Annotated in this window: 19 protein-coding genes; 5 read left to right on the plus strand and 14 right to left on the minus strand. The window is 50.1% G+C overall.

Annotation, left to right across the window (positions count from 1 at the left end):
• Window positions 1–23 precede the first annotated feature (23 nt).
• From EKO24_RS04285 to EKO24_RS04295, 3 genes are all read right to left on the minus strand, one after another.
• Complete coding sequence (locus tag EKO24_RS04285; protein ID WP_241674390.1) at window positions 24–1424, minus strand: TolC family protein; 1401 nt, start codon at window positions 1422–1424, stop codon at window positions 24–26.
• Between the two features lie 135 nt (window positions 1425–1559).
• On the minus strand, window positions 1560–1760 hold the full coding sequence (locus EKO24_RS04290; RefSeq protein WP_127030348.1) for a YgaP family membrane protein: 201 nt from the start codon (window positions 1758–1760) through the stop codon (window positions 1560–1562).
• Between the two features lies 1 nt (window position 1761).
• Entirely contained in the window at window positions 1762–3042 is a 1281-nt protein-coding gene (locus EKO24_RS04295) for an NAD(P)/FAD-dependent oxidoreductase (protein ID WP_127030347.1), read from the minus strand.
• Window positions 3043–3530: 488 nt separating this feature from the next.
• On the opposite strand from EKO24_RS04295, the gene EKO24_RS04300 reads away from it, so the two are divergent.
• Genes EKO24_RS04300 through cydX form a run of 3 tightly spaced genes read left to right on the plus strand, consistent with a single transcriptional unit; the run spans window position 3531 to window position 6811 of the window.
• Complete coding sequence (locus EKO24_RS04300) at window positions 3531–5093, plus strand: cytochrome ubiquinol oxidase subunit I (protein WP_127030346.1); 1563 nt, start codon at window positions 3531–3533, stop codon at window positions 5091–5093.
• Window positions 5090–6229: a cytochrome d ubiquinol oxidase subunit II gene (cydB, locus tag EKO24_RS04305; RefSeq protein ID WP_127030345.1), complete on the plus strand. Its 1140-nt coding sequence runs from the start codon at window positions 5090–5092 to the stop codon at window positions 6227–6229. The genes EKO24_RS04300 and cydB overlap by 4 nt, the downstream gene beginning before the upstream one ends.
• A gap of 9 nt (window positions 6230–6238) precedes the next feature.
• The gene (cydX, locus tag EKO24_RS04310; RefSeq protein ID WP_127030344.1) at window positions 6239–6811 is read left to right on the plus strand and encodes a cytochrome bd-I oxidase subunit CydX; all 573 of its coding nucleotides are present in this window, start codon (window positions 6239–6241) and stop codon (window positions 6809–6811) included.
• Window positions 6812–7273: 462 nt separating this feature from the next.
• On the opposite strand, the gene EKO24_RS23070 is transcribed toward cydX, so the two are convergent.
• The 5 genes from EKO24_RS23070 to EKO24_RS04335 all read right to left on the minus strand — a co-directional run bounded on the left by EKO24_RS23070 (window position 7274) and on the right by EKO24_RS04335 (window position 15386).
• Complete coding sequence (locus EKO24_RS23070; RefSeq protein ID WP_127030349.1) at window positions 7274–7834, minus strand: GspH/FimT family pseudopilin; 561 nt, start codon at window positions 7832–7834, stop codon at window positions 7274–7276.
• A gap of 147 nt (window positions 7835–7981) precedes the next feature.
• Window positions 7982–10435, minus strand: a complete 2454-nt coding sequence (locus EKO24_RS04320) for an EAL domain-containing protein (protein WP_241674391.1) — start codon at window positions 10433–10435, stop codon at window positions 7982–7984.
• Window positions 10436–10439: 4 nt separating this feature from the next.
• Complete coding sequence (locus EKO24_RS04325; RefSeq protein WP_127030342.1) at window positions 10440–10898, minus strand: response regulator; 459 nt, start codon at window positions 10896–10898, stop codon at window positions 10440–10442.
• The gene (locus EKO24_RS04330; RefSeq protein WP_241674392.1) at window positions 10895–13342 is read right to left on the minus strand and encodes a sensor histidine kinase; all 2448 of its coding nucleotides are present in this window, start codon (window positions 13340–13342) and stop codon (window positions 10895–10897) included. The genes EKO24_RS04325 and EKO24_RS04330 overlap by 4 nt, the downstream gene beginning before the upstream one ends.
• A gap of 604 nt (window positions 13343–13946) precedes the next feature.
• Window positions 13947–15386 (minus strand): sensor domain-containing diguanylate cyclase, encoded by a 1440-nt coding sequence (locus EKO24_RS04335; protein WP_127030340.1) that lies wholly within the window; start codon window positions 15384–15386, stop codon window positions 13947–13949.
• Between the two features lie 194 nt (window positions 15387–15580).
• Here EKO24_RS04335 and EKO24_RS04340 point away from each other — a divergent pair, with 194 nt between their 5' ends.
• Both EKO24_RS04340 and EKO24_RS04345 read left to right on the plus strand, forming a co-directional pair.
• The gene (locus tag EKO24_RS04340) at window positions 15581–15826 is read left to right on the plus strand and encodes an AbrB/MazE/SpoVT family DNA-binding domain-containing protein (RefSeq protein ID WP_127030339.1); all 246 of its coding nucleotides are present in this window, start codon (window positions 15581–15583) and stop codon (window positions 15824–15826) included.
• Window positions 15811–16236: a type II toxin-antitoxin system VapC family toxin gene (locus EKO24_RS04345; protein WP_127030338.1), complete on the plus strand. Its 426-nt coding sequence runs from the start codon at window positions 15811–15813 to the stop codon at window positions 16234–16236. The genes EKO24_RS04340 and EKO24_RS04345 overlap by 16 nt, the downstream gene beginning before the upstream one ends.
• Window positions 16237–16476: 240 nt before the next feature.
• Here the strand turns inward: EKO24_RS04345 and EKO24_RS04350 are convergent, their stop codons facing one another.
• The 6 genes from EKO24_RS04350 to cydD form a co-directional block, all read right to left on the minus strand.
• A complete protein-coding gene (locus tag EKO24_RS04350) occupies window positions 16477–17214 on the minus strand; it encodes a hypothetical protein (RefSeq protein WP_127030337.1) in 738 nt (245 codons plus the stop codon).
• On the minus strand, window positions 17207–18031 hold the full coding sequence (locus EKO24_RS04355) for a hypothetical protein (RefSeq protein ID WP_127030336.1): 825 nt from the start codon (window positions 18029–18031) through the stop codon (window positions 17207–17209). Before EKO24_RS04355 ends, EKO24_RS04350 begins: the two co-directional genes overlap by 8 nt.
• Before the next feature lie 152 nt (window positions 18032–18183).
• On the minus strand, window positions 18184–20016 hold the full coding sequence (locus EKO24_RS04360) for a multicopper oxidase family protein (RefSeq protein ID WP_127030335.1): 1833 nt from the start codon (window positions 20014–20016) through the stop codon (window positions 18184–18186).
• Between the two features lie 14 nt (window positions 20017–20030).
• Window positions 20031–20303, minus strand: a complete 273-nt coding sequence (locus EKO24_RS04365; protein ID WP_127030334.1) for a hypothetical protein — start codon at window positions 20301–20303, stop codon at window positions 20031–20033.
• A 497-nt stretch (window positions 20304–20800) separates the two neighbouring features.
• The gene (gene cydC / locus EKO24_RS04370) at window positions 20801–22486 is read right to left on the minus strand and encodes a thiol reductant ABC exporter subunit CydC (RefSeq protein ID WP_127030333.1); all 1686 of its coding nucleotides are present in this window, start codon (window positions 22484–22486) and stop codon (window positions 20801–20803) included.
• Window positions 22483–24192, minus strand: coding sequence for a thiol reductant ABC exporter subunit CydD (cydD, locus tag EKO24_RS04375; RefSeq protein WP_161990568.1), 1710 nt, complete (start codon window positions 24190–24192; stop codon window positions 22483–22485). The genes cydC and cydD overlap by 4 nt, the downstream gene beginning before the upstream one ends.
• Window positions 24193–24501 lie beyond the last annotated feature (309 nt).

Raw genomic sequence — 24501 nt, forward strand, 5'->3', positions numbered from 1 at the left:
ATAAATGCCCTGTTAATCATTATTTATTTCCAATCACCGACAGCCTTTTTCAATGCCGCTTCAGCACTCAACGCATCGTAATGCGCTGCAATCGTGTTCGAGTGGGCTTTATTCCGGGCCGCTTCCGCTTCGATATAGCGGGTAATCGTCACTGTTTCGGCGCGCCGCTGTTCATTGACCAACCTTAAGGCCTCGTCGGCGGCGGCCACAGAAGCTTCGGTTACGCGCATTCGCGCCAAGGCTTCTTCCAGTTTCAGGAAAGCGGTTTTAACTTCCTGCTCGATAGCCAATTTTGTTTTACGTTCGGTTTCGCGGGCTTCGGCGGCTTTTCGTTCCGCCGCGCTGACGCGATTCTTGGTTTCCAGGCCGGAAAACAAATCCATTTCGACGCTGACGCCGGCAGTGACGTTGTCTTTACTGCCGGAAAATCCCGGAGACTGGCTGTTTTGGCCGTAGCTGACATAAGCATCCGCCTTGGGCAAATAAGCGCCCTGCTCGCTCTTTAACTTGGCCAGCGCGATTTCCACCTGATTGGCGGCGGCTTTAACTTCCGGGCGTTGCGTCACCGCTAGATCAAGCAAGTCGTTATACGATGACGCCAACTTGGGTGCGGGCAACATTGACGAAGCCGACGTAACAACAAACGCTTGATCCACCGGCAAGCCGAGCAATGTGGCAATGCCGGTTTTGGCTAAATCGATAGCGTTGGCGGCCCTGATTTGCGCTTCCTGCGCTTCAGCCGACTTCACTTCCAGCGATAACACATCGGACTTCAGCACGGTTCCGGCTTCGTAGCGTTGCCTTGTCAGCTTTAACTCGCTGGCAATCGCCAAAATGGAATCCTGGGCGACTTTTTGGGCCTCTTGCGCGGCCAAATATGCGTAATAGGAGGCGGTTACGGCTTCAATCAACGCATTGCGCACGCTTGAGCGTTCAAACTCCGCCGCGCTGATGCCCAGTTCGGCCGCTTTACTGTTGTGATAATCCTGGCCGCCGCGGAACAAGGACAACTTGCCGATGATTTCAGGGCGAAAATTTTGCCGGTAACCGGGATCATTAATATTGTTGATCGAGTTGGGACCGAAATCCCTTTGCGCCACGATCATCGAAAAGACTTGTGCGGGATTGTTGGAGTGATCGTAGCCGACCTTGGCGGTGACTTGCGGATAAAACGCGGATAACGCCACGCCTAATTGAGCTTCGGCCTGACTGATGCGCTCCGTTGCAATTTGCAGATCGGGATTGTTCGATAAGGCATAATCGATAGCCTGTTCCAGCGTGAGGGATTGGGCGACTGGTTTTTCCGGCGCTGTTTTATTCGTAGTATTTTGAGAAACATGATCCGCTAAGGCTGACTCGCTCGATAGCATCAGTATCGGTAATAGAGTTAATGCCAGATTGTTTCTTATTGTTTTAAGCATCATCTTCACGTACCTGTTAAGAATGTGGCAAAAGCCTTTTGGACTTTTGCGCTGGATCCCAAGCTCCAGCTTTCAGTGTTTCGGGAAGCTGGAGCTTCCCGAACGGCATTCCCAAGCTAGAGCTTGGGAACGAGCGGGTCAAAACGCACAGCCCGACTTAATGCCCAGCTTTTTAAGAATAATTGCCAAAGGACAAAATCCGGTAAACGCCGATTGCAACAAATTGGCCCCGACAAAAGCGGTAAACCACAACCATAATTCGGAATGATAATGCGCCAGCAGCAGGCTGATCAAAATAAAGCTGCCGGCCACCGCAAAAACAACGCGATCGATAGTCATGTTAGTGTCCTTTCAATCGAACGATGCCAATTAATTTAAGCATCCAACGCTCGTAAAAAGGCTCGCTGATACCTTTCCTGATTTTACGCATGAAATATTTCTCGAAACCGATTTTAGCCAGATGCACCCATTTGCCTTCGGCAGACCAAGTCACATTACGCGGCGGAATTTGCGGCTTAGCCAGGAAGGCCACGCCGGAATCGCCGAAATCGGCCAGGCATAACGCATTCCAGGTCGCTTTGTGGCTCGGTTCCTTGCCCTCCAATTCGTCGGCAATATTATGCGCGGTCGCGGTCACCATCGATTCGATCATATAGCCGGTTTTTGGCGCGCCAACCGGTACCGGCGTCGGCTCAATCGGCGGAATCGCGATGCAAACGCCGACCGAATAGATATTTTTAAACGTTTTGTTGCGCTGATGCTCGTCGACCAGAACAAAGCCGCGCGGATTAACCAAGCCTTCGACGCCGACATTGCGTACCGCGTCAACGCCGGTAAAAGCCGGCAGCATCATTGAATGCTTAAACGGCAGTTGATGTTTTTTCTTGTCCTTGCCGTCGTCATCGACTTCTGTGACAAACATCATGCCATCCTCGATCTTGTCGACCTTGGCGTTGGTTATCCATTTGATGGTCTTATCGCGCAACGCGCTTTCCAGCAGGCCTTTGGTATCGCCGACGCCGCCCAAGCCCAAATGACCGATATAAGGTTCCGCGGTAACGAAAGTCATCGGCACTTTGTCGCGAATTTTCCGTTTGCGCAGCTCGGTTTCAATAATCATCAGATATTCATACGCGGGACCGTAACAGGACGCGCCCTGAACCGCGCCGATAACAACCGGGCCCGGATCTGCCATGAATTTGTCCCAATCTTTTACCGCAACTTCGGCATGATCGACATGGCAAACCGACGAGGTATACCCCTCCGGCCCTAGGCCTGGAACTTCATCGAAAGCCAGACGCGGCCCGGTCGCGATGACCAAAAAGTCGTAAGCGACGGCCGAGCCGTCATCCAGCAGGACTTGGTTATTGAGCGGATCGACTTTGGTTGCGGTTTTTTGAATGAATTCGATGCCTTTCTTTTTCATGACCGGCGCCAGCTCGATCTTTAGGTCTTCCGGCTTGCGCCATTTGGGCGGTACCCATGGATTGGACGGAACAAAATGAAAAGTCGGGGTATCGGAAATCACGATAACATCGTGACTTTTTCCTACCGTTTCTTTCATTTCATAAGCCATTGGTACGCCGCCAATGCCTGCGCCTAGAATTACAATACGTGCCATGATACTTTCCTCATCGAGTTATTATTGTGTGCCTACATTTTTCAATTGACTTTAAATCAATGAAAATCCCCGTAAAAGTAAACCGGTACCGACACTGAACAGAAAAACAACCCATCACCGATCAGACAAAAATACCGAGCAACTTAAAAAATAAACTAGTATATTAGAAATCGTTAATAGACAATAACACGGTTCTTTCTTAACGCACAAGGCCAAAATTGCCAAGCTGAAATCAAATTCATACGAGGAACGCCTTGAATGTATTGTTTATAACTCATCAGGTTTTTTACTTAATAACAGTCTATGCTTGTGATGTCGATCAAAATCGTAAAGCGGTCAAATGTAGACTTCCAATATCAGTTTTGTGAGGTTAAGCAACTAAAAAATACAATTATTTCAAGTTTAAAAAAAGACATTGGAAGATATCGCAGCCAATGTCATTTATCTCAAGTTCCGGTCTACAGGACGGCAATGCATAGGGGAAAAATATGATCTCAGAATCTGTGGTTGATTTATCGCGCTGGCAGTTCGCAGCAACTGCTTTTTACCATTTTCTGTTTGTTCCGTTGACATTAGGTTTATCGTTTTTGCTGGCGATCATGGAATCGACCTATGTCATGACCGGCAAGGAAATTTACAAGGATATGACCCAGTTTTGGGGAAAACTATTCGGCATCAATTTCGCGCTGGGCGTGACGACCGGCCTGACGATGGAATTCCAGTTCGGCATGAACTGGTCGTACTTTTCTCATTATGTCGGCGATATTTTCGGCGCGCCGCTGGCCATCGAAGGCTTGATGGCGTTTTTTCTGGAATCCACCTTTGTCGGCCTGTTTTTCTTCGGCTGGGATAAGCTAGGCAAAGGCCAGCATTTGCTGGTGACTTGGCTGGTCGCGTTTGGCAGCAATTTATCGGCCTTGTGGATTCTGGTCGCTAACGGCTGGATGCAATTTCCTGCCGGCGCTAACTTCAATTACGAAACGATGCGCATGGAAATCACCAGCTTTAGCGAGCTGCTGTTTAATCCGGCCGCCCAGGTTAAGTTCGTCCATACCGTGGCCGCCGGATACACCACGGCTTCCGTTTTCGTGTTGGGCATCAGCGCTTACTATATGCTGAAAGGCCGCGACGCGGCTTTTGCGCAACGCTCTTACACCATCGCCGCCGGCTTTGGTCTGGCAGCCATCCTGTCGGTCATCGTGTTGGGCGATGAAAGCGGCTATACCGCCGGCGAAGTCCAAAAAACCAAACTGGCCGCGATTGAAGCCGAATGGCACACCGAACCGGCACCGGCCGCATTTACAGCTATCGGCATACCGGACCAGGAAGCCATGGAAACAGATTACGCGATAAAAATCCCCTGGGTGTTAGGCTTGATCGGTACCCGCTCTATCGATGAGCCAATTACCGGTTTATCGGAAATTCTGGATAAAAACCGCTTGCGTATTCGTAACGGCATGAAAGCTTATGCCTTGTTGCAAACGTTAAGAAGCGGCAGCAAAGACGCCAATGTCCGTGCCGAATTTGACCGTTACAAGCAGGATTTGGGTTACGGCCTGTTGCTAAAACGCTATACCGAAAACGTCGTCGACGCGACTCCGCAACAAATAGAATTGGCAACGCAATACTCGATCCCCAGAGTCGTGCCTTTATTCTGGACGTTCCGGATCATGGTCGCTTGCGGCTTTATTATGCTGGCGATATTCGTCTTTGCTGTGATAGCCAGCTCAATCCGTAAATGCCGGCAGGATTGGCTGTTACGCGCCAGCCTGTACATGATGCCTTTACCCTGGATAGCCTCTGAACTGGGTTGGTTTGTAGCCGAGTTCGGCCGTCAACCGTGGACTATTGCGGAAGTTTTACCGACGTTCTTAAGTACGTCATCCCTGACCGAGCTGGACATTTACCTGAGCTTGGCAGGCTACATCGGCTTATATACGGTATTTTTAATCATCGAAATGTTCTTGATGCTCAAGTTCATCAAGTTAGGCCCGAGCAGCCTGCATAAAGGCCGTTACCATTTTGAAATCGCCACAGGAGCATCACTATGATTCTTGATTATGAAACCATGCGCTTGATCTGGTGGGCTTTATTAGGGGCTCTGTTGATCGGCTTTGCGATCACCGACGGCTTTGATATGGGCGTAGCCGTTCTTTTGCCCTTTTTAGGCAAAAACGATACCGAACGCCGCGTCATCATTAATTCGATAGGTACTGTCTGGGAAGGCAACCAAGTCTGGTTCATCACCGCAGGCGGCGCGTTATTTGCGGCTTGGCCTATCGCTTATGCGGTGGCTTTTTCGGGGTTTTATTTTGCGTTATTGCTGACTTTGTTTGCGTTGTTTTTGCGGCCGATAGGCTTTGATTACCGCAGCAAGTTACCCAGCCCAAAATGGCGCAACAATTGGGACATTGCGTTGTTCGTCGGCGGCTTTGTACCGTCATTGATCTTTGGCGTCGCATTCGGCAACTTATTGCAAGGCGTGCCGTTTCATTTGGATAACGATATGCGCATCTTTTACACCGGTTCATTCTGGGCGTTATTAAACCCGTTTGCGCTGGCGGCCGGACTGGTTAGCTTATCGATGCTGGTTATGCACGGCGCGGTGTATTTGCAGCTCAAAACCGGCGGCGACATTAACCGGCGCTGCAAAAAAGTAGTTCCGGTCGCCGCAATCGTGACGCTGGCTCTTTTTGCCGCGGCAGGCATTTGGGTTGCGAATATTGACGGCTACCATATCAGCTCTGAAATTCTACCTAATGCACCGTCCAATCCATTGGCAAAAATTGTTCAGAAAGGACCGGGATTATGGCTGGATAACTACGAGCATTATCCCGTACTGTCGATTATCCCTGCCCTGGCTTTTATTGCCGGCGCGCTAACCATTGTGCTATCGAAAATTGAACGTCCGGGGCTGGCCTTTATCGCCAGCTCATTAACATTGACAGCAATCATCTTAACCGCGGGCGTATCGATGTTTCCGTTCCTGATGCCGTCAAGCTCAATGTTGAACAGCTCATTGACGATTTGGGACGCCAGTTCCAGCCTGACCACGCTAAAACTGATGTTGCTGGCTACGCTGATTTTTTTACCGATCGTTCTTGCATACACCACCTGGGTATTCCGGATATTGCGCGGCAAGATAACGCCGGAACATATCCACCAGAACGATCATACGGTTATTTAGGAGATTATTATGTGGTACTTCACTTGGATACTTGGATTATTGCTGGCCTGCTCATTGGGCATTATCAACGTGCTGCGGCTGGAAGCCCAGGAAACCTGGGACAGGGAACATATCCCGCTAGATCCGTTAACCCAGTTAATGACCAAAGAAACGATGTTGGGCCGGTTAAAGGAAAAAGTCGAAAACTCCAAACGCAACGGCTTTCCTTTTTCTGTGCTTTTTATCAGCTTGAAGGATTTTAAAACCCGGCATAACGACCTGCCCGACTACGAAATGGACGCGATATTGCGCGGCGCGGCCGATTGCTTCAAGAACGACATCAGGGCCGGCGTCGATATTGCGGCGAGAATCGGCGAGCAAGACTTCCTGATCGCGCTGCCGGGTTCGCCGTTGAAAAAAGCCGAACGGCTTGCCGGGCAGATTAAAAACGGCATTTCACAGCAAGTTAAAGCGCCCGGCCTGACGGTCGAGGCGTCGGTTGGCGTTGCCGAATACGCAGCCCGCCCTGTCGATGACGAATTCGCGGCAACAGCCAATGAAGTCGATAACCTGATAAACGCCGCCGTCGCCAAGAGCGCTTGATAAACCGTAGAATACGCACAACGTACTCTACTTCAGCATGCCGCCAAGCTGGCCGGAAAGAGCCGCTATCATCTATACGGCGCAGAACGGGACTAGACTTCGTCTATTAAGCACATTGCGATCAGACCTTCCAGGTTTTAAAAACCTGGAAGGTCTCCCTGCAGGCCGATTATTCTAAAACCAAATTCCCCGATTCCGTACGGTGCGTCCGACAATCGAAAATAATTATTTCAGAACATAAGATTCAATATACCAACCCGCAAAGCCAAGCAGGTAGAACTGCTTGGCTTTTTTAAGTATCGCCCACTTACGTTAACAAAGCGCCACGGCTTTGTATGCTATATCCTGATAAAGCTGAGTTGAGCGGCTCGTCCGCTCAAACGAAACTTATACCCTTTGGGTATAAGACCGCATTATCTCGAGTTCAAAATAACGGCAGCAACGGATATAGTGGTTATCGGCTCAACACGTTAACCCCGGTAGAGCGGTTTCGCCCGTTGCCGTCGCGAAAGGGGCACAAATCCTGACTCGCCCGACTTCGCTAAGATAGACGCTCGCTCCATATAAACTTGCTGAAGAAAACGGGAGCTCTAGCGGAAATGTTGCACCGCTTGCCGTTCCGCGTCTGAAGTCAGAAGTGATATGGTATTGCGTTGCACTACCAAACTTGATAGTGGCAAAATCGGCCGCCGCTGAAACAAGTTTGATCTCGCAACCGGCTCCTGCGTTAGCGGCTTGCGTACAATCGCAACCTGCTGCCTTGGTTGTTAAACCGTAACACCAATTCCCTGCACTCGTAGACGCGCTCCTAAGTGAAAAAACGACGTTGCTGTTGGTTTTAATCGCCCTGGTCCGCGCTAATTCCAAATCCGACTTAACCGATTCCAGCGCCTGTTTCAAACGGTTTTGTTCTATCATGCTCTGAAACGATGGGATGGCTACGGCAGCTAGAATGCCGGTAATCGCAATGACAATTAACAGTTCAAGCGCAGTAAAGCCGTTATTATTTATTATTTTATTCATCAATCAATCTCGTTTTAGTGACTGGATTATTTGCCGATATTTTTAAATACCGGCCAGCTAAACACAGCTTCATGTAAGCCAATACTGCCAGCAATGTAAGCCAATGCTATCACTATTCAGATAATCGATAAATTTTAATTGGGCTGCTCACCAGCGCCGTTCTTTCTCTAACAAATCAATCAAATCGGACCGGCATAAAGGCCGGCTGACATAATAACCCTGGGCCAGATCGCAACCATGATCGCGCAGAAATTCAAATTGCTCTCTCGTCTCCACGCCCTCAGCGACAACTTCGAGACCAAGCTTCTTGCCCAGCGTAATGCTGGCTTCAACAATAGCGGCGTCGTTGGGGTCGTGGGTCAAATCGCGGACAAAACTCTGGTCGATCTTAAGCGCATCCAACGGGAAACGCTTCAGATAAGACAACGATGAATAGCCGGTACCAAAATCGTCAATCGCAATCCGAACCCCCAGAGTTCTCAGTTTTTTCAGCGTATCGGCTGTCGCGGCCGGGTCCTGCATGACGATGTTCTCGGTTACCTCCAGCTCTAACGCATTCGGCGGCATGTTTTCCTGCTTCATGATACGGCTTACCTTGCGCAATAATTCCGGATCGCTGAACTGGGACGCCGAGACGTTAACGGAAATACGCATGTCTTCAAGCTCCATTTTCTTAAATTCGACACAGGACTGGCTCAGCATCCATTCGCCCACCGGGATAATCAACCCGGACTCTTCCAGCATAGCCACAAAACCGGCCGGCGGTACCAGGCCACGTTGCGGATGCCGCCAACGGATTAGCCCTTCCATCGCAGTAATTCGGCCGGTGCTGAAATCCGCTTTAGGCTGGTAATAGACCAAAAACTCGCTACGCTTAAAAGCCAGGCGCAAATCCGTTTCCAACGTCAGCAGTTCATGGCTGCGCGCATTCATATCCGGCGCATAAAAACGGTATTGGTTGTGTCCGGCCAAGGTAGCCCGGTACATGGCCGTACCGGCATTGCGCAATAAATCTTCAACGCCGGCGCCATCATGAGGATAAATAGCGATACCGGTACAAAAGGTGATGTAAGCTTCCTGCGCGCCTAACGACATCGGCCGCTCAAAAACCGCATAAACCTTCCTTAACACGGCCAATACGTTTTCCGAGCGCGCCAGGTCGCCGGCTATGATCGCGAACTCGTCACCGCCGTGACGGGCAATCGTATCGTTAGGACGCAAAGCGGCTTGCAGCCGGTCGGCAATCTGCTGAAGCAACGCATCACCGACGGCATGCCCCATGCTGTCGTTGATCCTTTTAAAGTTATCCATATCCAGAAACAATACCGCAACGGAATTATTGGCATGCCGCGCGCGCTCCACTTCCGCGTTCAAGCGGTCCATCAACAAGACCCTGTTCGGCAGACCGGTCAGCGTATCGTGGGTAGCCTGGTGCTGCAATTCGGCTTCGAAACGTTTGCGTTCGGAAATATCGCGCGCAATCGTGGACAGGTATTCGACATTGCCCGCTGCATCGCGATGCACCAGCAGGACTTGCGATACCGGAACTTCTATTTCGTCGATACGGCGTAAGGCGGTCTCTCCGGACCAACTGCCTGTACGGTAGGCAGTTGGCCACGCTTCGCTCTGCAATTGCTGCTTGATGCGTTCGGGAAACAGCTCTGTCAGGCAAAATTTGCCAAGGTCCAGCTTAGGATCGAGGCCCAGCATGCGATAACCGGCATTGTTCAGGTAATGGAGGCAACCGTCGGGATCGAGAATGGCGACCAAGTCGGTCGTCGCTTCCAAAATAGCCACCAGTTGATCGCGCGCTTCTTCGGCTTTTACGCGCTCGGTAATATCCCTGCCGGTGGACACCAAATGCATCACCTGCCCCTGCTCGTCTTTCAAAGGCGTGATAATCTTCTCCTCGTAAAACAGCTCGCCGTCCTTTCGGCGATTGATCAACGTTCCCCTGAATATCTCGCCCTTGGTCACCGTTTGCCAGATAGACCGGTAAAAAACCTGATCGTGCCGGCCGGATTTCAACAATGAAGGCTTATTGCCGATGATTTCGTCCCGCTGATATCCGGTCATGCGCTCGAAAGCCGGGTTGATATATTGAATAGTGCCGCCGGGATCGGTAATCAGCACGCTGTCGGCTGCCTGCTCTACAACCAGGGACAGTATCCGCAACCTTTGCTCGGCTTTACGGCGCTCCCGCCGCTGCTGGGCTTCCTCAAGCTCGCGCGCCACGGCCGGCGCCAGGCGCGACAGGTTGCCTTTCATCACGTAGTCTTGAGCGCCGGACTTCATCGCTTTGACGGCCGTGTTTTCACCGATCGTACCGGACACAAAGATAAAAGGCAGATCGATGTCGTACTGCCTGACCATTTCAAGGGCGCGCATGCCGCTTAAGTGCGGCATCGTATAATCGGACAGCACGATGTCCCAAGTTTGTTGCAGCGCGTCGGCCAAGGCTTTCTCGGTCTCAACCCGATGCCAATCGACAGACTGCCCCCCGTCTATCTCCAATTGATCGACCAGCAGTAAAGTATCGTCTTCGGAATCTTCAACAATCAGTATTCGTAACGGCTGTGTTGTATTTATCCGTTTCAGCATAACGTCACCTTTTTCTACAATCCAAACAATGCGGCGGCGGCAGATTCAACATTATCCAGTAAAGCCCAAGCTGGCCGGCAGCCCGAACGAACTCGTCGAAATCGACCGGCTTGCGGACATAACTGTTCGCGCCCAGCATATAACCTTTAAGCCTATCCTCATCTTCATTCGACGAAGTCAGCAGAACCACTGGCAGCAAGCGCGTGCCTTCGTTGGCGCGAATCCGGCGCAGCACCTCCAAACCGTCGACCTTCGGCAGTTTCAGGTCCAGCAGTACAACCAGCGGCAAATCATCGGGATTGCGCCCGGCGTAAGCTCCGGTGCCGAACAGGTAATCCAGCGCTTCGACGCCGTCGTGAGCGACGACGATAGGATAATCTATGTTATTTTTTTCAAAAGCATGCAGGGTAAGCACCTCATCGTCAGGGTTGTCTTCGACCAACAAAATAACTTTAGGATTCATAAATCCTCCCGCGCCTCCAACGTAAAATAAAAAGTTGCTCCCTTGCCAACCTCACTCTCGGCACAGATATGCCCGCCGTGTTTGTGAATGACTCGTTGCGCTGTGGCTAGGCCGATACCGGTACCGGGAAATTCGCTGGCGTCATGCAGACGCTGGAAAGCGCCGAACAATTTCTCGGCATAGGCCATGTCAAAACCGGCGCCATTGTCGCGCACGAAATAGACCGTCTGATCGCTCCGGGCTTGCACGCCGAATTCAATATGCGCATCAGGCTGCTGGCTGGTGAACTTCCAAGCATTACCCAACAGATTGTCCAATACGATGCGTAATAACCTGGCGTCTCCCCAAGCGCTAATGCCCGGTTGTACCGTACATTGCACAACCCGGTTCGGTTCCAGCCTGCGCAATTCATCGATGACCTCGTTGGCTAACGCGCTTAAATCGACGTCTTCCCGTTTCAGCTCGGACCGGGTGATGCGCGACAATTTAAGCATGTCATCAATTAGCGTTGCCATGCGCTGGGCAGCGGCACGTACCCGCCTCAACCGGTCCCGGCCTGTCTCATCCAACCGGTCGGCGTATTCGTCAAGCAGAATACGGCTAAAACCGTCCACCGCACGCAACGGCGCGCGCAAATCATGGGAAACGGAATAACTGAAAGCTTCGAGCTCGTGATTGACCGATTCAAGAACCGTAGCGCGCTCACGCAAGGCTTTGTTCAGTTGCTGTATGCGCTGTTCAACAGCTTTGCGCTCGGTGATATTTTCTATAATGCCGTCAAAACAGGTATTGCCGGCGCTGTCTTTTTTTATAGCGGCCGTAACGGATGCGGAAAACTCCCGCCCTTTTAACGTCACCAGCGGGATTTCTTCGTTATCGATATAGCCCTTCTGCCTGGCTTTATGTATAAACTCGCGCCAGCAACCCGGCTCCCGGCACAACTTATTGACAGGATATTTTTGTAATTGCTCGGCGGACTCCGCTTCGAACATCTCGACAATGGCCGGATTAACCTCCAGGAAGCATCCATCCGATGTTGCCGCGTGGCGGTAAACGCCCACCCGCAAATTATTAACCAGTTCTTGATACTTGGCTTGCGCCTCGCGCCGCGCCTGTTCGGATTGTTTACGCCCGGTAATATCGCGAATAATGCTGATGATAAACAGCTCCTGCCCAATCTTTAACGGACTTAGATTGATTTCCACCGGGATTTCGCTGCCATCCTTACGCCGTGCAAACAATTCAAGGCCGACTCCCATCGGGCGTACTACCGGATCTTTTGTATAAGCTTGCCGATACTGCCGATGGTTGACGTGGAAACGCTCCGGTATCAATAATTCGATCGGCTGGTTCAGTAACTCATCACGGCTATAGCCGAACCACCGTTCGGCCTGCACGTTAACCAATATGATGCACCCTTCTTTATTCACGATCACAATCCCATCGGGCGCCGACTCCACCAAGCCGCGAAAACGCGTTTCACTGATACGCACTTGTTCTTCTATTTGCCGCCGCCGGATACGGTAATGAGCGGTGAACCAACTGACTACGCCTAATAACAAGAATAACGCTATAAAAGCCAGTATCCTGACTCCCATCACATTCTTTACCATGAATGTCCCGAACGGCACGCGGGCGACTAATAGCCAGCGCCGGTCGCCGCTAACGATTCGTTCAGGAATATCTCCAAACAGCGTTTTCGGCAAAATCTCGCCATAAGTAAATAAATCGCCGTTAACGTCAAACTGCGTTTGCTCGGGATTGGCCATCATAGCGGACCAGGCCTCGCTATAGTCATTAGCGAAAGATCTATCTTTACGCCCCGGATAGATAAAGCCCCATTCATCCTCGGGGCGGTCGCCGACCAACCAATAACCTTTGTCGTTAAGTAGCCATAAGCTACCGATAGCTTGCTGTGAAATGGTTCGAAACCGGTCAATTACCCTCTGTCCTCGATAGTTAAGCAGGATAATGCCGCGTTTTTGTCCCCGTTGATCGAATACCGGCGTGCCAAACCGGATCACAGGCTTGATAGGTTGCTCGATCTTATTGTGTTCGATGGTAAGATCGAATGAAGAAATGTAGATATTGTCCTTATTCAGCGCTAACGCTTGCTCAACAAAATAGAGGCTGGATTTATCCTGCAACTCGCTTCCCGGCACAATAACCGGCTGCCCCCGGTTTCGACTAATACGTACTTTTTCCTTACCGTTTGTATCTACAAACAGGATACTGTCATAAAGTTCCCGGTATTTAACAAAAGTCAGCAAATCGGAACTCAAACGATCCTGATTGGGGGAGGATTCCCGTTCGAGCCAATCGCGCAACACCGGCTGATCTCTTAGATAAAACATATCGTCATGCACTATGCGCAATTCTTCAGTGACGAATTGACTAGCCACTTTGATGGCCTGGAGCTCTTCATTATGAACGAAGTCCAGCATTGATCTTTCTTGGGCCTTATAGATACTTTCAAAAGCAATGACCAAAGCCAGCGTTAACAGCATCCAAAGGAGAACGAACTGGCGGATTATCGGCCAAGATTGTTGATCAATGTTTGAGCTAAAAAACTTACCGTTCATAGTGGCTGCCACCATTTCAGCTTATCGTTTTTTACATCACCCCAATCAGTATAGAATTTTTTTCAATAACTTTGTAGAACTTATACTTTATTGACTGTTATTGCAAACATTGTGGATGAAGATTGTATAGAACCCGAGGTCGGTAATGCCGCGTAATTCCAATCGGCAAATTTTAAATCGATGGGGTGCGAGCCGCGGCTGGAATTTTGCCGGTTAGACCTTCCAGGTTTTACGACTGCCATGGAGGGCGGGAGTGTCGCAATCGGTAGGGAACCGGTGCGACCGACTGCCATGGAGGACGGCCGAGATTGCTCCCGGCAGTCCTCGGCATTTCCTCCATCCATGGAGATCAGAAATGCTGGAGCCGTCGGGAGCGGCTCCAGTAAAAACCAGAAAGGTCTGCCTAGTCTTTTCGTGTCTTTCGTGCTTTTCGTGGACTACGCTTTTTTGCACTTAAAGCCAAATCCTAAGCAACATACCGCACCACCCGGTCCCGTCCTTCCTCTTTGGCCTGATACAGCGCCTTGTCAGCGAGCTCTAAACAGCCGGAAAGGCTGTCCGCATCCTCGGGAAACATGGCGATTCCGATAGAGATGGTTTTATTGAATTCATCCGATGCCGCACAAAATACGTACCTTGCAAGCATCCGGCGGATCCGCTCCGCCGTGATCAGTGCTACGTCGTCGGATGATTCCTGAATAAGGATCACGAACTCTTCGCCGCCGATACGAATTACATAGTCGGATTCCCGCACGCACTTCATCATGATCGCAGCCACTTCCTTCAACACCGTGTCACCCACCGCGTGACCATAAGTATCGTTGGTCGCCTTAAAATGGTCCACATCGCAAGCGAGCACAGCGGTCTTCTTTTCAAAGCCTAAATTGCGCTGAAATTCGTCAAAAAAGCGGCGATTATAAAGACCTGTAAGCGGGTCCTTCAGCGAGGCGTCGCGGGCCTCATGGAGATCCTTCTCCCTGACCATCATCCGCCGCCTTAGCAGGGCCTCGACAAAAGACATGGCCAAAAGCTCGACGCACTTCACGTCCTCTTCGTCATAACCACCCTCCTTATTGGCAAGCGCAAACATGCCGACAACCTTGCCGTTGTGCTTCATCGGAACGCCGAGAAAAGCGGTTAACGGCGGGTGGCCTTCCGGCCGCCCAACGCTCTGCGGGTGTTGATCCGGCTCGTTGACGATAATCGATTCCCCGGTAGTGACCGGGTGTCCCCAAAATCCCCGGAAGACCATGTTCATGATAAGTTTTGTCTTATTCGTGCCGGGTATCCTGCAAGCGTCCCAGCCGGGATCGCTTAGCGCCAGGGCATCGTACTTCCCTTCTTCGTTGATCTCCCCGACAAAGCCGTACTTGCTGCCCGTCATATCCTCGGCCATCTTCAGCCATAGCTCGCCAATCTCGTTGTCGGTCTGGGGATTAATAGTATCTTGCAACACCTGATTGATCGCATTAGCCACCATGGTCTTACGATTATCGGCCGTCTCGACATTGGGCCGCTTCAAAAGGCTGGAAGCCATAATCAAAGCAAACATCCCGATCTCGTGCCGGACCAGAGTTATCCGCCACTCAGCCAAATAGTCGTTCCCCTCAACGTCTTGACGTTGGACCTCCAGGCGCACAAAACCTACCCGAACAAGATCTGCCCAGAGAGAAGTCCAGTCAATAGGTGTGGCGTTCGTTTCCAGATTCGCAATTGGGCGGCCTACAAGCTGCGCCTCATTAAGACCGGTCGACGCCACTGCGGCATTGTTGGCGTAGTGAATAAATCCATGCTGATCGACAAGATATATTTCATCGCTAGCGCCGTCTAAAGCGCTTTTCCAGAGACTTACGGGGAGTTGAACCATAGAGATGAGATTAAAGGTGGGATCGTGGTCGAATGTCATATCCCACCACTATAGCAAATCGGGCAGCGTCCAGAAAGAGCTGTGGATACAGCAATTCGGAACATCATAAAAAACCAACTACATGCAAACCGGTATTTTGTTCGACAACAATATAAGAAACCGCCAGCCTTGTTTACTTTACCGCTAACAAAGTATTACCATTCAGGTATTACGTAATAAAACCGGTGATCACTATGCGCGTAACCAGTAAAGGCCAGGTAACCATTCCTCAAAATGTTCGGGAAAGCATGGGCATTCTGCCCGCTCAATCCGAGATTGAATTCCTGCAAGATGAAAACGGGCGTTGGTATATTGCCAAAACCGAATCCTATCAGAAAAAAACTAGCCGATTCCGGACCGCTAATAAAGCTGGCAAACTGACGATGAGCACCGATGAAATCATGGCCTTGACACGTGGCGAATCATGGCCGTCATCCTGATCGACAGCTGTATCGTTACCGATCTGGCCGCCCCTGAAAGCGCTTGGTTCGAATGGAGCGCTGCAACCCTGGAGCGGCTGGATCAACACAATACAATGGTCATCAATCCGATTATTTACGCGGAGTGCTCGGTAGGCTTTCAGCGCATTGAAGAAGTGGAAGCTTTATTTGAGTCTCTGGGCTTTCCCATCAAACCTATTCCGAGAGAAGCTCTATTTTTGGCCGGAAAAGCGTTTTTGCAATACAAAAAACGCAAGGGCGAAAAAGGCAATGTGCTGCCGGATTTTTTTATCGGTGCTCATGCCGCAGTATCCGGCTACTCATTGATCACTCGTGACCGGGGACGGTTTAGTACCTACTTCCCTTCCGTTGAGTTAATCATGCCTGAGATGGTTAATGGGCTGAATTGACATGAGCCTGGAAAGGAAGATCGGACAAAGTAGCGGTTCGCCACGGCTACATCGAAGTGCGCGGCGAACTACGGTTAATGTATTGAATATCAAATAATATCAAATTATTAGCTATAGATTGGGCACACCCTTTATGCCCAACATTACGATATTTCGATATGGCGATAGATTTTCCTTTATGAAATGCCGAAATGCTGGGCAACGATAAAGCTGTTGCTCAACCCTCGTTACTTCGATTTTTTAATACAAACTGTAAGAAAGACTAACCTCATCCAGCACTGCATTAAAATCATTATTATTTCTTAAATACTCGGTTGACTGATATTTCATGAACTGCATACTAATCATGATCAACCTTAATAATGAAAAATCCGTAAAATTTACCAGTGCCAATAGATGCGATTTTCTATCTTCTTCACTGAAGCCATTGTCATCACTTAGTTTTTCTGTGATCATTCTGACAATTATGTAAAAACATCTAGTAAGGGAAAAAATCTGGTCATTTAAATCAATGTCTTCCAGAAACTTACTGATTAACTTATCATCTTGACATTGCTGTCTTAGTTCTTTTATTTCATCTTCGATTTTGATTACAGCTTCTATGCCATATATAAAGACGTCTGGGGCCTTAGTATTCACTTCAATCTTAAATGAATCGAACGAGGACTTCTGAGAGTTAATCATATTAAAGAATAGCGTTTCAAAAGAGCGGATCTTCTCGGTTTTTTCACTATTTTTTAGTTCTCGTCTCAAACTTTCGTTAGCTTCATTTTGTAGTCGCAGAGATTTAATAAGAAGCACTAACGACATAAAACTTAGAGTTGGATTTAATAAGCCGCCAAAATAATCTCCAAGTTGCCCCCACACAGCCGGATCATTGGAAATTGTGTAATTTAGTTTAAAAAAGAAATTCACAATGTAGGAGATGGCCACCGTAAAAATTGCAATCGCAGCCGCAACTATATACCTATCAATCATTGTAAAATCCTTTAACAATGTATTTAACTATTTTTCCATCTTTTAGCTTGATAGGTTTAACTTCAATCTTTAGGTAAATCCAGTCTTCACTATTCAACCCATTGTTGTGGTTTAAATTCTCAGAAAACTTCTTCTTGGCTTCTAATGTTACAGCTTTATATTCAATACCGAATCCGAATGCTACTGTTTCGGTAGTATCTTTTAACAACAAGCGGCCGTTTCCAGTATTGATATTCAACCTCGTAATACTGACTCTCACATCGAATATATCGCTCGATTCTTCCGCTTGAAGTGCTTGCAGCGTCGATTTGTTAAAGATAGCAAGCGTTGTCTGGCTAACTCTACTTTTTCTATACCTTAACTTTACGTCATGGCCGAATTTTGTAGATATTTCATGAACATTTTCTAAAGACGATACTCGTAGCTGCTTGATCAAGCCTTCAGCTTTTTCGCCAAGCGTATCTATTATATTTTGAGCCTTTTCGGATAACTCTCTGGTTTCCAAATATAATGACTCATTTATAAAATATGTCATTATCTCTGAAAAAATAGCTTGGCCAATTTTTCTAAATTTCTTCTCCAGCTTTTCATCATAGATATCTAAGCTATAAATATGACCATAAGACCCTTTAAAGCTTTGCTTTAATATGGTTCTTATTTTGCTCGTATGGAATTGTTTTTTAACTATATTTCCAGTTAGCACTGTCTCAGCTATGTATCGAGTAGTTTCAGAAACGCCCTGCAATGTTTCAAGGCCTGATTTCATATCGATGGAATGCTCTGGAGAGTCTATAACAACATCAAAATCAATTGACATAACATTCCTTTTAAAGGGGATGATCATTATCGTGAGAGGATGGGTAGCTAGGGTACGCAATGCGTACCCTAGCACTCCCTGACTGCGTTCCCATTTATGCCCCAGAGGGTACGCTGGCGTGGGAACGATAAGAAAAATTAAAATTCAGCCTTTCAATGCCCAGCCATCCCCGCCCCCCTCTTTTCAAACTTAATCACCTGCATCATCCCCATATCCTCATGGGATAACAAATGGCAATGCAGCACCGTAGTCCCTTCGAAATCTTCATACCGGGTCAGGATGGTTTGCGGCTGGCCGTACTTGACCAACAAACTGTCGCGCCACAGCGTTTCCGTTTTGCCTTGCGGGTCGGTGCGGGTGGTTTGGAAGTCGTTGGTGTGGATGTGGAATACGTGGTTGCGGCTCGGATCGACGGAGCTGATGATCCAACTGTCGGTACCGGTTTGCGGGCCGTTTTCGTCTTCCTTGTTTCTTGCCAGTTCTTCGGCGCTCGGACGCAGTTCCAGATAACGCGGCTGGTTGGCGTCGAACACATGGCCGTTGACCTGGAAACCTATCGGATAGCATGGGGTTTTATCCCGTTCCGGGTTGCAGGCGATGCCGCCGTCGTTGCCGCCTAAAGGCTGGTCGCGGTTGAACGTGGCGATCTGGTTGTATTTGACGTTGCTGTTCTTGATGTCTTTATAAGGATACAGTGTTGCCATTTCCTCGTTGGTCGGCAGGCCGGTGTCGGCAACCGGGTCGCCTTCCACATCGACATAGGCGACGACATAGTTTGTATAGCTGGCGATAGTTGGATCGAGTCGGCCTGTGATGTAAGTGTCCGCCATCAGTTTGTAACGGCCGGGCGTTTTGCTGGCTTGCACCAACACGTCGCTACGGCTGCCGGGTATGACTTCAACGGCCTGCCGTTTCAGCTTAAAGGTTTTTTCCTGGTCCCATTTGCCGGTGCAACAATAATCTTTTTGCTCCCAGTTGTTGACCCAGGTGTCCACTTGGCTCAGGTAGTTGCCGTCGACCGCAATTTCGTTCAGGTTGTGTTTTTCCAGGGTCAGCTGCATCGTGCGGTTGAACGAGCTGTCGATAAAGCGCCAGCGCTGCACTTCGCCCGGATGCATTTTGATGGTTGGCGCAATCTGGCCGTTGACCAGCAGGTAACGGTTGCGGACGAATGCCCGGTCGTCGCCCAAGGCCAGAAAGTCGTTGACTTTGCCGGTGTCGTCGTAAGGAATGGTTTGCAGCATGAAGATTTTTTCATGCATGATGTCGCTGGCTATGTTGATAGCTTTTGGCGTTTTTTCCAGATCGTCCTCGACGATGATCGCCCCTTCCATGCCGCTGCCGACCTGCACGCCGGTCGAACCGTGCACATGCGGGTGATACCAGTAAGTGCCGGGGCTGTGATTTTTCGGGATTTCGATTTTGATCTGCCGCGGGTTCGGGCTCAGACTACTGCTTTTAGAGTTTTTGTACGGAACCGGCGGCACCACGACCAGGATATTGTCGGCGTTGCCGCTCGGAGAAACGTGCATGCCGTGGGTGTGCAGGTTGGTGCAATTGAATTTATCGGGCAACGGCGAGCCGCCGAACGTATCGTGCGGATTGTTGCAGACTTCTTCGGGCTTGGCTTTGCCGGTCGGGTCCAACTGGTTGTTCAGCGTGATATTCAACGTGTCGCCGGGCTTGACGCGCAAGGTCGGGCCGATCAGATTGCCGTTATAAGAACGTAGCGTTACGCCGCAACCGGCGATTTTGGTTTTAGCCGGATCGGTAAAAGTGACATTCAGATTGACGTTGAGCTGGCCGTTAACGGACCTGACTTCCTCCGGCGCTTTGAATAATTGGCCGCCGTAGGTTTTAAGATCGGTTTCCCGGTAAACACAGGCCGGATCGGGCGGGACATCGTAGGTCTCGGCCAACGCCGGCATTGAACTTAAACCTGCGGCCAGCGCCAGCAGGGTGGTACGGGTAGTAAAATTAAACATGCTTATCTCCTGGCTCAGTGAGGTTTGACGGGGGGACAGTTACGCTCGGCGGCGGTCGTGTCGGCGACGGTTTCTTTGGTTCGCTCACTGTGACAGGAGGGACAACCGGGAGCGGCGCATTTAACGCATTGCGCCGGGACGCCCGGATAATTAGCATCGTACTCGCCGGTCGGACAAGCTTGACCGGCGGTTTGAGACGTTACGGCAGTTGACGATGGATCGGCAATGACTGGTCCTATCGACAAGATAAATGTAGCCGCTAGGGCGACAGTTCTGATGTTAAACATAGGTAGATTCTCTTTATTATTGTTATACAGGCTATGCGGATAAGGATGTAGCGTTTTTGAATAAGCTTTCCCCGAGCTCATTCAACTTATCCGTAAGCCTGTTTGGTACTTATACCCAAAGGGCATAAGTTTCGTTTGAGCGGACCGCCGCTCAACTCAGCTTTAAGATTCAGGAAGAAAGACTATTCCATTAAGCTTTCTTCCTATCCGGCCGAATGATGCGCTCCAGGCGGAACGCTACACTCGATACCCCTTCCAATACGAATTGACGCTGTAAAGGCGTTGCATTCTAACTAAAAAAGCGGGTATGGCAAATTTTTAAAGCTGAGTTAGGCCGCTTGTCTGCTCAAACGAAACTTATGGCCTTTGGCTATAAAGCTGAGTTGAGCAGCCTGGCTGCTCAAACGAAACTTATGGCCTTTGGCTATAAGTCTTTTGTTTGCACGTTAAATGCGATGAAGTGATTTACTGAAAAGGATAAATAACCTTCGGTGCAATCAGTTATTAATTAAGACTAAACAGCCTTGCCCCATCCGGTAAACGACATCGACCAAGCCCAGCCCGGCTCCGCGATGAGTCACCATGATCACGGTTTTATCGCTCGCAAAGTCCGCCAACGCTTTAAATACATCCCGTTCGGTATCGCTGTCCAAGCCTTCGGTCGGCTCATCCAAAATCAATATCGGCGCATTTTTAAGATAAAGCCGCGCCAACGCAATACGCCGCGCCTCGCCTCCCGATACTTTGACGCCGCTTTCGCCAACCCAGGTCTCAAGGCCTTCCGGCAAGTAAGCGATAAAATTCTCCAGTCCTGCGGCTTTAACCGCAGCATTCAGTTCCGCTGCCGTGGCATCCGGCTTCGCAAGCAACAGATTTTCTTTAATCGTCGCCGCAAACAATTGGCTGCGCTGCGACAACACGCCAAAACAGCTGATCATTTCATCGGCATCGAATTGAGCGATATTTTGCCCGGCCATTAACACACTGCCTTGTTCGGGATCGTAATAACGCATGATCAGCTGCAACAAGCTCGTCTTGCCTGAACCGCTAGGGCCGACAATCGCGATCTTGCCGCCTTGAGGAATAGCCAGGCTGATATTGTCCAGCACCCTGCCCTGTTGCTCCGAATAACTAAAACTTACGCCGTCCAGTTGCAAATCGTAACGCGTCGGCAATGTCAATGGCCGGTCCGGCTTGGCGACAGCCGGCGGCATTTCGCTGACCTGCCTGATGCGGCGGGCGGCTTTTTGCGTTTTTCCGAGCATTTGCATGGCTTGCGGCAGCGGCATGACTAATTCAAAAGCCGCAATCACGCAAAAAACCACCAACGCCGCATCCGGCCCTGACAGCTGCCCCTCGTTAAATGCAAGCGCCGCCAACACCAATGCGATCAACAAGGTCAGTTGCGACAGCAATAACGTGAACGCGGAGGAAACCGCCGACAAGCGGTTATTCTGGCGTTGAACGTTAATCATCAAATCGGAAAATTGCCCAAGAAAGCCGCTAAACCGTCCGTAGGCTCGGTTGGCGATTAAATCCGCCAGCCCCTGGATCAAGTCAAGCTGCCGAATCCGGAAATTCGCGGCCAGGATGACGATTTCCTCGGCTCCGCCGCGTCCTAGACGGTTAAAAATCCACGGCGTCCATACCGAGGCAATAACCAGCATCAGTGCATTAACCAAGCTGACGGCCGGCGCATAGAACGCCAGGAAAATACTGACAAAAATAATACCAACCGCCGCGACCGCGGCAGGCGCCAGCAAGCGCAAATACAGCGCATCCAGTGCGTCGATGTCCGCCGTCATCCGTGATAATAAATCGCCGCTGCGCATCGCCGACAAACGGCCAGGAACCAGCGGTATCAACTGCTGGAAAAACCAACTGCGTATTCCGGCCAATACGCGAAAAGTCGCTTCATGGGTTACGACCCGCTCGCCGTAGCGGCCCAACGTGCGGGTAATCGCCAACGCGCGTATTTGCGCGGCCGGTAGCATAAAATTGAAAGCCAGCGTATTGCCGTCGATAGCGATTAATCCGGCTATCGCCGAAGCGCTGATGAACCAGCCGGATAAGGTTAATAGTGCGATTGCAGCCAATGCGGTCAGCAAGGCCAGCAAAATGCCGCCCGCCAGCCAACCGCTATAGGGTTTGAACAGTCTCAGGAAAAATTGTAAATCTTTCATAACACCAACCGTCCTTGCCGTAACGCTATCCGTCTCTTCATGCGCTGAACCACTTCCGGGTCATGGCTGGCGATAATCAGGGTTTTATCGGCAAACAGTTTATCGATCACATCCAGCAGCAGCGTTTTATTGGCCGCATCGAGATTCGCGGTCGGCTCATCCAGCAACACAATGGCGGCATTTTTTAAAAACGCCCGGGCCAACGCGATCCGTTGCACCTGCCCGCCCGACAAGCCGTAGCCGCGTTCGCCAACCGCTGTCTGCAAGCCTTCGGGCAATTTCTCGCTAAATTCGGTAACGCCGGCCGCCCGGGCCGCGTTAAAAATGCGTTGTTCGGATGCGTCGGGCTCAGCCAGAGCGATATTGTCTTTGATGCTGCCGTGGAAGATGTAAGCGTTTTGACCTACCCAGGCGACGGCTTTCGCGGCCTGCTCGCGGTTAACCGCTTGGCCGTTAAGCAATACTTGACCTTCGCTTGCCGGCTCAAAACCTAATAACAAGTTTAACAACGTCGTTTTTCCGGCCCCCGACTCGCCGACCAACGCGATTTTTTCTCCGGCCGCAATCTGCAGGTTGATGTCCTTCAAAACTTGGCGGCTACCATAATATTTACCGGCATTATTAAATTCGATCAGGAAACCGCCGTGGTTCGCGATTGATGCGCCGCCTTGCTCGGCATCCAGCTCCAATATCGCCAGAATGGCGTCGGCCGCGCCCAATGCGGCGGCCCGGTCATGATAATTAATCGCCAATTGCCTGAGCGGCATGAAGAACTCAGGCGCAAGCAACAGAACAAACAGCGCTTCGCTTAAACTGATCTTCTCGGCCGGCCCGAAATGAATCATTCCCAGCAAGCCCAAGCCGACATACACAGCCACCAGCGCAACCGCAACCGCGCTGAAAAACTCCAGCACTGCCGAAGACAAAAACGCAATGCGCAATACTGCCATGGTTTTTTCCCGAAAACCGTCGGCCATGCTGTTGATGTTGGTCAGCTCCCGGTGCGCTTGCCCGAACAGTTTTAATGTCGCCAATCCTTGCAAGCGATCCAGAAAATAACCGCTCATTCTCGCCATCGCCAAAAACTGGCTGCGGTTCGCGGAAGCCGCGCCGATGCCGATTAAAGCCATAAAAACCGGCACCAGCGGCCCGGTAATTAAAAAAATCAAGCCGACGACCCAATTGACCGGCATGACCGCGATAATCATGACCACAGGCAAGACGCCGACGATGATTTGCTGCGGCAAATAACGCGAGAAATAGTTTTCCAGCGCATCGACCTGTTCCAATATAACGGCTGCCAATTCACCGCTTTGCCGTTGTTTGATCGCGGCGGGCCCCAACGCTAAAAACTTGTCGAGCAACTGCTGCCTGACCGACGCCCTGACTTCCGCTCCGGCTTCAAATCCCGAAGTTTGCTGCCAATAAACGCAAAGGCTGCGCAATATAAAAACAGCGGCCAGCACGATAAACGGCGCAGTTAACGACGCCCACGGCAGCTTGTCGATAATGACGGCTTGCAGGATATAAGCCAATGCGGCCGATTGCACAATCACGCCCAAACCGTTAGCAATTCCGGCTATAGCGGACGATAACACGGCTTTACGAATGGTTTTGCTTTGCGCTTTTAGCCAGCTTGCACAAATTTTTTCCCGTGCCTTGTTTTTATCGAAATAGGCTTGATTATCTGTTTCTGTCAGTTGCACTGCTTTCTGCCGGTTGTTTAATTGATGAAAAGCATAACATACCGGTTTTATATCGTTTCTATGAGCTATGCCATTGACATTAAGTTAAGCCGTTCGTGGTGAGCCCCATTCGGCCAGCTCATGACAGGCTTCGACAAAGCCTTTAGTCCTGAGCGCTACCAAAGGGCCAGGGCGAATCTTAACTTAATACCAGCAACGGTCTATGCAAGAATGACAACTGTAGAACTTACGCATTGACAGCCGGTATAGAATATGAGGCATGAACTAACCCTAGGCAACGGAAGGCCCGCCCGTGATAAGAAAAATAAG

The sequence above is a fragment of the Candidatus Methylobacter oryzae genome (assembly GCF_003994235.2).
In the GTDB taxonomy this organism is placed as follows: domain Bacteria; phylum Pseudomonadota; class Gammaproteobacteria; order Methylococcales; family Methylomonadaceae; genus Methylobacter_A; species Methylobacter_A oryzae.

What these genes read in the sequence shown, in the direction of transcription:
- EKO24_RS23070 (WP_127030349.1), bottom strand. Translation starts at nt 7,834, where the DNA reads ATGAATAAAATAATAAATAATAACGGCTTTACTGCGCTTGAACTGTTA.
- EKO24_RS04335 (WP_127030340.1), bottom strand. Translation starts at nt 15,386, where the DNA reads ATGACATTCGACCACGATCCCACCTTTAATCTCATCTCTATGGTTCAA.
- EKO24_RS04350 (WP_127030337.1), bottom strand. Translation starts at nt 17,214, where the DNA reads ATGATTGATAGGTATATAGTTGCGGCTGCGATTGCAATTTTTACGGTG.
- EKO24_RS04355 (WP_127030336.1), bottom strand. Translation starts at nt 18,031, where the DNA reads ATGTCAATTGATTTTGATGTTGTTATAGACTCTCCAGAGCATTCCATC.
- EKO24_RS04330 (WP_241674392.1), bottom strand. Translation starts at nt 13,342, where the DNA reads ATGCTGGACTTCGTTCATAATGAAGAGCTCCAGGCCATCAAAGTGGCT.
- cydX (WP_127030344.1), top strand. Translation starts at nt 6,239, where the DNA reads ATGTGGTACTTCACTTGGATACTTGGATTATTGCTGGCCTGCTCATTG.
- cydC (WP_127030333.1), bottom strand. Translation starts at nt 22,486, where the DNA reads ATGAAAGATTTACAATTTTTCCTGAGACTGTTCAAACCCTATAGCGGT.
- EKO24_RS04285 (WP_241674390.1), bottom strand. Translation starts at nt 1,424, where the DNA reads ATGATGCTTAAAACAATAAGAAACAATCTGGCATTAACTCTATTACCG.
- EKO24_RS04290 (WP_127030348.1), bottom strand. Translation starts at nt 1,760, where the DNA reads ATGACTATCGATCGCGTTGTTTTTGCGGTGGCCGGCAGCTTTATTTTG.
- EKO24_RS04345 (WP_127030338.1), top strand. Translation starts at nt 15,811, where the DNA reads ATGGCCGTCATCCTGATCGACAGCTGTATCGTTACCGATCTGGCCGCC.
- EKO24_RS04340 (WP_127030339.1), top strand. Translation starts at nt 15,581, where the DNA reads ATGCGCGTAACCAGTAAAGGCCAGGTAACCATTCCTCAAAATGTTCGG.
- EKO24_RS04320 (WP_241674391.1), bottom strand. Translation starts at nt 10,435, where the DNA reads ATGCTGAAACGGATAAATACAACACAGCCGTTACGAATACTGATTGTT.
- EKO24_RS04365 (WP_127030334.1), bottom strand. Translation starts at nt 20,303, where the DNA reads ATGTTTAACATCAGAACTGTCGCCCTAGCGGCTACATTTATCTTGTCG.
- EKO24_RS04325 (WP_127030342.1), bottom strand. Translation starts at nt 10,898, where the DNA reads ATGAATCCTAAAGTTATTTTGTTGGTCGAAGACAACCCTGACGATGAG.
- EKO24_RS04300 (WP_127030346.1), top strand. Translation starts at nt 3,531, where the DNA reads ATGATCTCAGAATCTGTGGTTGATTTATCGCGCTGGCAGTTCGCAGCA.
- EKO24_RS04295 (WP_127030347.1), bottom strand. Translation starts at nt 3,042, where the DNA reads ATGGCACGTATTGTAATTCTAGGCGCAGGCATTGGCGGCGTACCAATG.
- EKO24_RS04360 (WP_127030335.1), bottom strand. Translation starts at nt 20,016, where the DNA reads ATGTTTAATTTTACTACCCGTACCACCCTGCTGGCGCTGGCCGCAGGT.
- cydB (WP_127030345.1), top strand. Translation starts at nt 5,090, where the DNA reads ATGATTCTTGATTATGAAACCATGCGCTTGATCTGGTGGGCTTTATTA.